At 48.2% G+C, this 10,369-nt stretch carries 9 protein-coding genes; 1 reads left to right on the top strand and 8 read right to left on the bottom strand.

Annotation, left to right across the window (positions count from 1 at the left end):
- Positions 1-91: 91 nt before the first annotated feature.
- From L2713_RS14435 to L2713_RS14425, 3 genes are read right to left on the bottom strand one after another with little or no spacing between them, the layout of a single operon-like run.
- Positions 92-2,239 (bottom strand): transglutaminase TgpA family protein, encoded by a 2,148-nt coding sequence (locus L2713_RS14435; RefSeq protein WP_248968356.1) that lies wholly within the window; start codon positions 2,237-2,239, stop codon positions 92-94.
- A complete protein-coding gene (locus L2713_RS14430) occupies positions 2,236-3,321 on the bottom strand; it encodes a DUF58 domain-containing protein (protein WP_248968355.1) in 1,086 nt (361 codons plus the stop codon). The genes L2713_RS14435 and L2713_RS14430 overlap by 4 nt, the downstream gene beginning before the upstream one ends.
- Positions 3,322-3,371: 50 nt before the next feature.
- Positions 3,372-4,283 (bottom strand): AAA family ATPase, encoded by a 912-nt coding sequence (locus L2713_RS14425; RefSeq protein ID WP_011626077.1) that lies wholly within the window; start codon positions 4,281-4,283, stop codon positions 3,372-3,374.
- Positions 4,284-4,430: 147 nt separating this feature from the next.
- Between L2713_RS14425 and L2713_RS20540 the strand changes: the two genes are divergently transcribed.
- Positions 4,431-4,562 carry a hypothetical protein gene (locus L2713_RS20540; protein WP_283105302.1) on the top strand — a complete coding sequence of 44 codons (132 nt, stop codon included), beginning with the start codon at positions 4,431-4,433 and terminating at the stop codon, positions 4,560-4,562.
- Positions 4,563-4,776: 214 nt separating this feature from the next.
- Here the strand turns inward: L2713_RS20540 and L2713_RS14420 are convergent, their stop codons facing one another.
- The 5 genes from L2713_RS14420 to L2713_RS14400 all read right to left on the bottom strand — a co-directional run bounded on the left by L2713_RS14420 (position 4,777) and on the right by L2713_RS14400 (position 10,345).
- Positions 4,777-5,502, bottom strand: a complete 726-nt coding sequence (locus L2713_RS14420; RefSeq protein ID WP_248968354.1) for a DUF2971 domain-containing protein — start codon at positions 5,500-5,502, stop codon at positions 4,777-4,779.
- A 142-nt stretch (positions 5,503-5,644) separates the two neighbouring features.
- The gene (locus L2713_RS14415; protein WP_248968404.1) at positions 5,645-5,788 is read right to left on the bottom strand and encodes a 50S ribosome-binding protein YggL; all 144 of its coding nucleotides are present in this window, start codon (positions 5,786-5,788) and stop codon (positions 5,645-5,647) included.
- 232 nt (positions 5,789-6,020) lie between these two features.
- Complete coding sequence (locus tag L2713_RS14410; protein ID WP_248968353.1) at positions 6,021-6,998, bottom strand: transposase; 978 nt, start codon at positions 6,996-6,998, stop codon at positions 6,021-6,023.
- 496 nt (positions 6,999-7,494) lie between these two features.
- Positions 7,495-8,196, bottom strand: a complete 702-nt coding sequence (locus L2713_RS14405) for an EAL domain-containing protein (RefSeq protein ID WP_248968352.1) — start codon at positions 8,194-8,196, stop codon at positions 7,495-7,497.
- A gap of 223 nt (positions 8,197-8,419) precedes the next feature.
- The gene (locus L2713_RS14400) at positions 8,420-10,345 is read right to left on the bottom strand and encodes a transglycosylase SLT domain-containing protein (RefSeq protein ID WP_248968351.1); all 1,926 of its coding nucleotides are present in this window, start codon (positions 10,343-10,345) and stop codon (positions 8,420-8,422) included.
- Positions 10,346-10,369: the final 24 nt, after the last annotated feature.

Raw genomic sequence — 10,369 nt, 5'->3', positions numbered from 1 at the left:
GATTGCTGTTATGCATAGCAAAGTGGCTTGGCAATTCTATGTGACTGATTTATAAGATTCAACAATCTTGTCCGCCCGAGGATTATCCCGGCTATTTTAACTGTTTACTCGGGCCAAATAGTCGCCAGTTAAGGGATTTAGCGGCGTTATTAAAGCGCTTTAACGCCGCTTGATAGTCATTGTCCGCAAGCTGTTGGTATTTCAGCGCGACATAGCTTTGGGTCAGGGTGTCAAACTCACGGCAAAACTCTGGGGATTGCTGCTGATGAATGTCAATAAGCTGCTCGGCAAAGGCATTCGGGCCTAAGTGAGCGGGGCGGACGATGCCAAATTTACTGAGGCGCTGGCAAATGCGTTGGTACTTGGCGCTGATGGGATCCTGCTTCCGTTTAAAGCGAAACAGCCCCACGCTATAGGCGATATAGAGGCCGATAAGGCTGATACAGACACTCATAAACACCGCCACCTTGGTTTTTGTGACATCCCCTAAAATGCCGCTTAACACTTTGTTTTGCCGCTCCTGATTAAAACCGAGCACCCAGAGACTCCAGTAATAATCGAGGCTGGCAAAGCGCTGTCTTAACTCGTTGAGCCAAGGCATAGATTTAAACCGCAAACTGCTAAAAGGGCTTTCTTGTAGGTAGCTTTGCTCGGGGGAGAACTCGGCATCGAAGCCTTGTTCGATTCGGTTGGGGGCGACCATGGCCGTTGGATCGAATCGTACCCAACCTGCATTTTCAAGCCAGACTTCGGCCCAAGCGTGGGCCATGTATTGATACACGCTCAGGTAATCGGCCTGCGGGTTGTATTCGCCCCCTTGATAGCCGGTGACCATACGCGCGGGTAAGCCAGTGGCGCGCGCCATAAAGATAAAGGCGGAGGCGTAATGGGCGCAAAATCCGGCTTTATTTTCAAACAGAAAATCATCGACTTGCTGCGGGCCAATGGGCGGCGGGGTGAGGGTGTAAAAAAACGGTTCGCGATTAAAATAACCCATCATGGCGAGCAAACGCTGCTTTGGCTCGGGATAGTTGGCCTTAAACTCGGCGGCGAGTGCCAGAGTTTTTGGGTTAGTGCCCTCGGGCAGTTTCAGATTTATTTGCCGCTGTTTGGTAGTTAACTTGAGATCCATTTGGGCCTTAGGCCAAGAACGGGCACTGTAGCCCAAGCGCTGATCGACATTACGTAGGGAATAGAGTCGATAATCGGGTAGGTTGATGACCTTTTCATCTTGGCTATAGGCCACATCGAGCCCAAATAACCAAGGCTGGTGGCTAGGTTCCACAATCACTTGATAGTCGTATCGCTGCGGCGCATGACTGCTTGTATCATCTGTCATCGCTGCGGAGAGCTGCCGCGCGGGATCGGGTCTTGAGGGCGGAAAAAACAGCGCATCCTTTTGAATTTGTTTGATGCCGACATCTTGGCGCCAGGTTTGGCCGTCGTAATCTTCCAGCACCAGCGCGCGCCAATAGAGTTCGGCTTGGATGGGTCTTGCCTCGGTAAAGCTTACCCTAAAGGCCAGAGCGGAGGAGCGGGTGAGTTTACTAATGTCGCTGACGGAAAGGGTATCCGAGAGTCCAGTTTGGGCTTCCTTCATGTTCGGGACCAGCCAAAGCGGGGCAAAGCGCGGCAAGACTAAAAACAGCAGTAACGCTAGTGGCACACTCTGCAGCAATAATTTAGCGCCAATCCAAGCAGTATGCTGCCAGTTGTGTTTGCTTTGATAGAGAGTAACCAGCACGCAGGTATTGATGATAGTGACCCCAATTAAATGCACGGTATTGAGTATGGATTGGTGATCGATAAAGGTCAGCGCAATTAAAAAGTAGCCCACAATCACCACGGCCCGCACATCTCTGACACTGCGCATCTCAATGTATTTTAAGGCATAACCTAAAATCAGCAGGTTGACTAAGGCGTTTAATAGCCCAATCTCACCCGATACCAACGCAAGGGTAATTGCGGCGCCAATGGCAAGGCTAGTGACCAAGTAGCGCGGTGGCTTTGCCACTTTGCCGACATAGATGCCGACTCGCCACACGAGACAAATGGCGCAAATTCCAAGGGTCCAAGGCGTCGTTTTATCAAATAAGGGGCTGAGTACCGCAATATTGGTGAGCAGCAACCAAAACAGCGTTTGGCGACTGATATTGTCACCCGTCTGCGGCCCATTGGCATGATAGCTCGTCAGCTTGGGAGGATTAGCCCTGTGATGTGTCGAGGCTTGAGTCGTCATCGCCGCGGCTCCATTGTTGCAGAACGCACGCCTTGTCCATGGGGAGGAAGCGGATGTTGATGCTTAACACCTTGGTTATTCGTCAATTTATCGGTTTTATCCAGCGTGCTGATATCTTGTCCGTAGAGTGCGAGCGCCCTTTGGCAGGCGATACGATGGGCATTGCCCGTATCGGGTGTAAGGATCAGATCTTCCGCCCCAACACGTTGCAGCCACAGACCAAAATATTGCTCCTGCTGACTCAAATGGTTGACTTGCCAGCTGAGCTGACCTAATTGCTGTTCAAGCTGCGCGGGATCGGGGACTAAGGTTAACCATACGGGATCGCCTTGAGGCTGCTCGAACTCCTTGGTTAGCATGCCACGCCCTTGAGCCCATTGTTTCCATGCCACTTGTTTAAGGGATTCACCGAGCACATGGGGCTTAAGCCCTTTGTATTCATCGATGCCGGCGATGTATTTTCCGGCTCGTTCTAACCGTTCGTCTTCACCGGATTCGGTGGCCGCTTTTAGCTGCAAAGGGCTTTCAATCGGATGGGCGTAGACGATGTGCGCATTATCGAGATCAATATGGGACCAAGCGCGGCAAAGCCCTAAGGGATAAAAGGATTCAATCTTAAGTCGGCCAGGCGATACCAGACCACGGCTGTCATGGGCAAACGAGACCAGAGCTTGCACTTCATCGGCGCCAACCTGTTTGAGTAAGTACGCTAAATTATTGGGGTAATTTAAGCTGATATTGTGGCTGCTGTGATTTGAGGTGAGCAGGACCGGAAAGGTGATGGTTTCGCCCGCATACACCTCGGGCGCCGTGAGCGCGCGAAGGCGTAAACCCGCGAGATTTTTATAACTGTAAAGGATGCAGGTATTAAATAGGCTGAGTAACAAAATGCTCAGCCCAATAACTAGATTGTTTTGATAGTTAGTGCCAAACAGATACAACAGCAGTACCAGCCCAAGCCAGACTAAACCAAAGCCACTGGGCAGAATAAAGATGCTGCGATGGCTGAGGACAAACTCAGAACTGGGCGGCATGCGCCTTGCCAACCAGCGTTGCCAGAAAGCCGTTAATACTCGTTTCATCCTGTCCTCATCATAGTCTGAGCATCCTTATCGATATGATTAGCAGGGCATTACATGATGGGATTGACGCTGGCGAGGATCCGCTCCGATAGCGCTTCCCCCTGCAATTGGCTGCTGGTGCGCAGTCGATGTTCGGCCACGCTACAAAACACCGCTTGCACATCTTCGGGGACTAAATAGTGTCTGCCCTCTAAAAATGCCCATGCTTTAGCGGCCTGCAATAGGGCTTTGGTGGCGCGGGGCGATAGGCCTACGGCATCGGTTTGATTGCGGGAATCATGCACTAAGGCCAAGACATAATTGAGCAGTGCATCGGACGCCGCGACTTTGTCGCATTGCTCCTGCAACTGGGTTAACGCCAGCGGGGTTAAACATTGGGGTAAATTATCGAGGGTTTGCGGCGTTTGATCGCTTTTCAGCATCGCCAGCTCCGCATCATGGCTGGGATAACCGATGGAAATCCGCATCATAAATCGGTCGAGTTGGGATTCGGGCAGCGGAAAGGTGCCCGATTGCTCCGTGGGGTTTTGTGTGGCAATCACAAAAAACGGATTGGGTAATCTGTGGGTGACGCCATCGACAGAAATTTGCTGCTCGGCCATTGCCTCGAGCAGGGCGCTCTGAGTCTTAGGGCTGGCGCGGTTAATCTCATCGGCCAGCACCATCTGTTTAAAAATAGGGCCGGGATGAAACACAAATTGCGCTTGGTGTTTATCAAAAATCGATACCCCGAGAATATCGGCGGGCAGCATATCACTGGTAAATTGAATACGTTGATAGCTCAGGCCGAGGCTTTGGGCGAGGGCATGGGACAGGCTGGTTTTGCCCATGCCGGGCAAATCTTCAATTAATAGGTGCCCACGGGCGAGAATACAGGCGAGGGCTAAGCGAATTTGCCGTGGCTTGCCTAATAATACTTGTTCAAGTTGTTGTAATAGTTGGCTTAAACCAGAATGTGCCACGGGAGACTCCTTGTGCATGGATGAGGTCATTCGCTCTACCACTATGGCGGAATATGGCGCGCTTAGCCAGTCGCTTTTACTGTGAAATCAATCGGCTTAGTGAGTCGTTGCTAAGTAACCTTATGTAGGATCTTACTGCTTGGAGCTTTGAAGCATAGATATATAGGTGAGCAATGGCATTTGCTCAACGACGCGCAGCGAGTCCATCCGTGGATGCTCGACCGCCCCGTCCGTGGGGCGGACGGTCGTCTCGCTAATCGCCACGGCTCACCTTTTTAGCATTAGCTTAACCTGTAGATTTAAAAGCTTTACGCAGCACGCTTGGGGATATTTTCGAGTTACCGCATTAGTTTTAACTCGTCAGTATCGGATAAAAATTTCTATGGGTGAACGCCCGCATAAAGGGCTCAAATACAGCGGCTATAATCGGATCGAATTTACACTGCAGCAGTGTATGTGTCCCACTAAACTTACGAGTGACCTGATGCGTTTGTTAAGCGTCTTTCCACCCTCGATGTCTTAAAACATAGTCATCTTGAGTCATTTTAACTTCGGCACATTGAGGACAGTAATCTGGAGTTCTTTCTCTGTCGCCAACGAAGATTCGTTTCTTTCCAATTGTAACTTTTATACCATCCACTAGATCTTGCTCACTCATAACGCTGACTTTCAAATTAGGCTTACATAGCGATAAAATGTGTAATAACATATCTACCTTAGATTTTTCAGCTCTGCTTCCAAATGTCACTGACTTGATATAAATAGGCAAAAACGTGTTATTTTCCCCAAGTAGACAGCGGCTCTCTGACTCATACTTCCAATGCTTCTCTTTATATACGAGAATTTCTTCAGCTTTTCCTCTAGTCATATGACGCTCAGTTAACATTGGCTTTTTGAGGTATGTGACATTATGTACTTGCTGGTCATCCATTAACTGAAACTCAATAACACACCCTCTAGCACCATCGGCATAGTGAGACCACATCAAAGGATGATCTTTATCCCGACTAAAGCAGACTAGACGGAAAGTTTTAATCAGCTCATCCCACTCTTGTTCTTTATCCTTTGGGATTGTTCCGTTAATCTTAACAACACCCTCCATTGGATCATTTAACTCGTGATGAAGAGCCGCATATAATCTTTCCTTTAGAATCAAGTCGAGTAAAAATTCAAAGTTATCAAGAGATTTATACTTGTAAAAAACTTGTTGCTTGCCCATACGACAATCCACACAAAGGTTCATAACGCCCGCCTAAGAGACTGGCAACGCATACCACTAAACTCAAACACAACAGCCGAAACCACTGCGGCTCATTGGAACAGCAAACGTACTGCGGTGACAGTCTCTCTTGAGGAATTTGTTATATTACGGAATTCACGTCTACTAATGAGCTTAATTTAATATTTTTACATTCAGGCTTATTCATAAACCACGTTTCTATTTCCGCTCTATCCTCATGGGTTACAGAGCCATAACGACCTTCAGCTACAACAAAACAGTCCAGTGATAAATTCAGCCACCCATTTTAGATCAACAACATAATGCACTTTCCGTTTACCTACAACTTGTAAAAGTTAATATTGTTTACACAAGAACCATCAAAGTCGCAGGGACAGCATCTGAGGCAATAAATTGCGCTAATTCCTTAAAAAATTGAACATTTCAGACGAGGTAAGTCATCCCTTAGTGCTTGGGATGTGTTCTGGATGGGGCCTTTAAAGTGATGTCAGTCGTTGTCAATTGTTGTTAAAGTGCTGACAGCTTGCGGCAAAGTGTCGTCGTCGCTTTTCTAAGTGTTCGCAGTAATCTGTCAGCTCTTGCAATGTACCTACTGGGCCATGAAATAGCTTGCCAAAATCTGTAGTCAGCTTGAGCCAATTGTCATGGGGGATATTTAATCTGTTCAGTATCTTGCTGTTATTTTCACTGATTGCACCCCGTTTATCATTGCGAATAATTCGACCAGTATCATCCACTAACTGAAGGTAATCAGTTAATGAAAGCGCAATGCCATTGGATTGGTCGTTGCACTCGTTACCGATAAAAGGTAGAAGATTGCTTGGCTGCTCACCTTTTAATGCCGCCCGAATGCGTAGTTGAATACTGGTATGGTCGGATTGTTCTGGTGTATCAGCGAGTTGGGCTCTAATCGGATTTAAATCAACGTAAGTCATACAGGCTAATACCGCAGTTTCATCGAGTAGGGCTTGCGATTTGAATCGCCCCTCCCAGAAACGACCTGTACAGTTATCCTCTTGATTTGCTTGTCTTGCAATCGGTTCGTTGAGGCAGCGCATAAACCATGAGATATCACACAAACGACTGCGATAAAGGGCGATTGAATGCTTTAATCTGTTCACCTCATGCGCTTCAACTAACTCACCTTTAGCGAATTTGTGCGTTAACTCATCGCCTTTAAACAACTTATGCCATTGCTCAAGCACTTCGCGGTCAGTCCAACGATTGGCAGTCTCGATATCGACTCGCAGCACCACATGCATATGATTCGACATCACAGCAAAGGCTGCCACATCAATAGCAAAAACCGCTTCAAGTTCAAACAGTAGCGATTCTACCCAAGCGCGGCGATGGTCATAGTTTTTACCCGAATAGGCATCATCGCCACATAAAAATGCACGTCGTACCACGCGGCTACAGCAATGGTAATAGGGAGTATCTTCAAGACTTATTTGAGTTCTGCGAGGGCGCGGCATACAAACCTCCTTGTTCAATGCTTAACCAAAGCATAGTCGAAGGTTAACTACCGCACGATTAAAGCTGGGTGTCTAGTTTTGCTTGACCAGAAGAATCTGAAGATCAGTAGGTACGGATTTTGCCATGAGTTTTCCCTAATAAAATGATGTAATACCTTAGCTACATTAATAGCATTAGGAAAAGTAAGTCAATCAACACTTAAGGAAAATAGAAGGTTGATCGGCCGAAACACGGAATGGGGCAAAAGCTTTTAGCCAATGAACAGTTCAATGGTCGTTAAGATTGGCATTGTTGCAACTGTGACCGTTGGCGGCATGGATGCCGCCGTCGAGCCTATAGGGATACGTCTTGTTAAATAAATAGGCGGCGTGTCACTGGGGAAACAATGACAATCCATATCCGCGCTAGGTGACATTAAATTTGAAGAATCTCTGACTTATCAATGGCCAGGAATATGTTGAATTCTGCCGTACCAGTGTGAGACCTTATCCTTCCCTAACAAATCAACCTTTCGCTTTGCTCCGGGCGGATAAACCAAGGTTTGAATAGGAATCCTTGAACCCAATCAACATTCAGCTCGCGGGCCTGCTGGAGCTGTGCCTCGGTTTCTATGCCTTCGAGAATGCACTGCTTACCCGTTCGTTTGCCAAATTCAATCAGGGCGCTGAGCAGGGCGATACCATGGGGCGCATCGATTAATTGAAGCCAGTAGCGGTCAAATTTTAGGTAATCCACATTCATCATTAAATCGATGGAGAGCATGGAGTGGGGCGCGCCGATATCATCGAGAGCCACTTGAATATTGGCCGCTTTAAATTGATGGAACAAGCGATTCGCGAGCTCGGCATCACTCACGCAAGTGTTTTCGATGATTTCTACCGTCAATTGCGGATGCTGCGATAGCAGATCGAGTAACTTTGGGGTATGCGCTCCATCTACCGCGTGGGGATCCACATTCACAAATAAACGCAGGTCCTGTGGGGCGTGTTTGAGCTGAAAGGCTTTTGCCTGAAACTCGACCGCCGCCAGTTGTTCGCTGGCTTCGTGTAATTGCTCAAAGATTAGATTAGGGGCGATGGCTTGACCCTGCTCGAGGTAAAAACGGGCGAGTGCTTCATAGCCATGAATGTGTTGAGTGTTGGGACAGACAAAGGGTTGGTATTCGCAACTTAAGGATAAACCGCTGAGATTGAGCATCGAAACTGGGGGGTAAATGGCTAATCGCTAATTATTCGCATTTAGTGGCCAAGAGTGCAAACAAGTTTACCTCGCTTGAGTGCGTTTGCCGATTTAATACTCATACGGTTAAGCGTGAGTGTAAACGGCATTTTGATACCGCCAAAAATAATCAAGGTGGCCAACGCCACCTTGATTACTATTCGATTGCTACTCGATTAGTATCCCATTTCCGTCATGCGGCTTAGTAATGGAACTTAAGCTCAGCTTCGTTGAATAAAGGCTGCGGCTTTTGTTTTTGCGCCTCGTAAATCAACCGATAACTTAACACGGCTTGCACATATTCGCGGGTTTCGGTGAAGGGAATGGACTCGATAAAACTCATGGCATCGAGTTGACCGTTCGACTCCGCTAACCAGCGACGAACCCGCGAGGGGCCAGCGTTATAGGCGGCGGTCGCTAATACGCGGTTTTGATTGAAATCATTCAACAATTGCGCGTAATAGGCACTGCCTAAATTTAAGTTAAGCTCGGCGCTGTAGAGATCCTTCTGATCGTTGTACTTAGCCCCGTGTTTCTTCGCGGTTGCCTTGGCGGTGGCAGGCATGATCTGCATTAAACCGCGGGCACCGACACCAGAGGTTGCGTAGAGGAAAAACGCACTTTCGCGGCGGCTAATGGCACGAATTTCATCAATATTGACCTTGTGCTTTTTACTGGCATGTTCAAAGCCTGATTGATGCGCCATCGGGAAGCGCAGGGGAATATCATCCCATAGCTTGCCTTGGATACTGGCCTCCACGCCAAAGTCATACCAGCCTTGATCGTGGGCATAACGACCATAGCGGGCGCGCATCTCATTATTGCTGCGTTTTAGCAGGGCAACCCATTCATAGCGGGCATCGAAGTAACGGTCGAGCGCCATCAACTCCAATACGCGCACAAAGCCTAAGTCGTCTTCGAGTTTTTGGCTGGTTCCGTCCACCACAGGCTCAGGGCTTTGATTTAAGGACACGGGCTTATTCAATAACTGTGACGCGGCAAAACCGTAAAAGTTACGCTCATTACTAACCGCCGCTAACGCCTTGGTGGCGCTTTCGGGGGCGTGTTTCGCGTTGGTGCGATACAGCCAATATTGCCAGCGTTCTTTGGCTAAGGTCTCGGGCGATAATAAATCTAAGTAGCGCGCGATATGGGTATTGTCCTGCTCGCGGATAGCCCAACGTAAGCGGCGCTCGAACATATCATCGCTTTTCATCTCGGGCAGCAGGTTATCGGCCCAGTCTTTAAAATTATCATCCTGCTCAATCAACACGCGGCGTACCAAGTACTTTTGCAGCTGTTGATCCTGTGCTGGGGTAAAGCGTTTCGCTTTTTGATACCGAGTATATAAATTAATGGCTTGGTCGAGATCCTTACGGGCAAGGCGTTTTAAACCTGCGGCGACGATATCGCCAACAATAGGATTTTTATCCTTAAATTTTTCGGTATGGCGCAGGCTATTGGGATCTTTAAATACCGCCACTAAGCGTTTTGCCTCGGCGCTATGCACGGTGATTTTTTGCGACAAGTAACTCAGCAGGCTGGTTTGGCCCTCATCGAAACTCAGTAACATCCGCGCCCAAATCACATCTTGGGTGCGCTTACCGGCTTTGGTCCAAGCATTGAATAAGGGATCGCATTCCTTGGGACGGGAATCGCCATAGACCCAAAGTGACTGCGCCGCCGTGTAGGCGGTTTGGGTTTCGCCCTTGGCGAGTTTGGCCTCATAAAAATAGCACTGTAGCCTGACATCGGTCGGCGCATCTTGAGCGAGGCTCAAAAAGTCGTTCCAACGCTTTTGGCCGCCGGCATTTAATAAATATTTTGAGCGCAGGCGCTGATACATAGGCGTGGTTTGATATTTATCTATCATTGCTTTAGCGTCGTTGCCGCGTAAATCGTTAAGCTTGCCAATGTCGATATCATGGTCGAGATAAATCGCCAGCGGATAATCACCTAACTTAGCACGCAGGGGCTTATAGGTGGCATAGTCTTGTTTCTTTAAGGCTTTTTCTGCCTCAAGAAAGGTCTTCTGGGTAGAAGTTAACGCGAAAGCCGCAGAGGCATTGAATGCTCCTGCGATGATAATTGCGCTGGATAACACCATCTTTGTCAATGGGTTGCACATGCAGAACTTGCCTCCGGGCATCAA

The sequence above is a fragment of the Shewanella seohaensis genome, from assembly GCF_023283775.1.
Taxonomy (GTDB): domain Bacteria; phylum Pseudomonadota; class Gammaproteobacteria; order Enterobacterales; family Shewanellaceae; genus Shewanella; species Shewanella seohaensis.
This window is presented reverse-complemented; position numbering and strand designations above follow the sequence as displayed.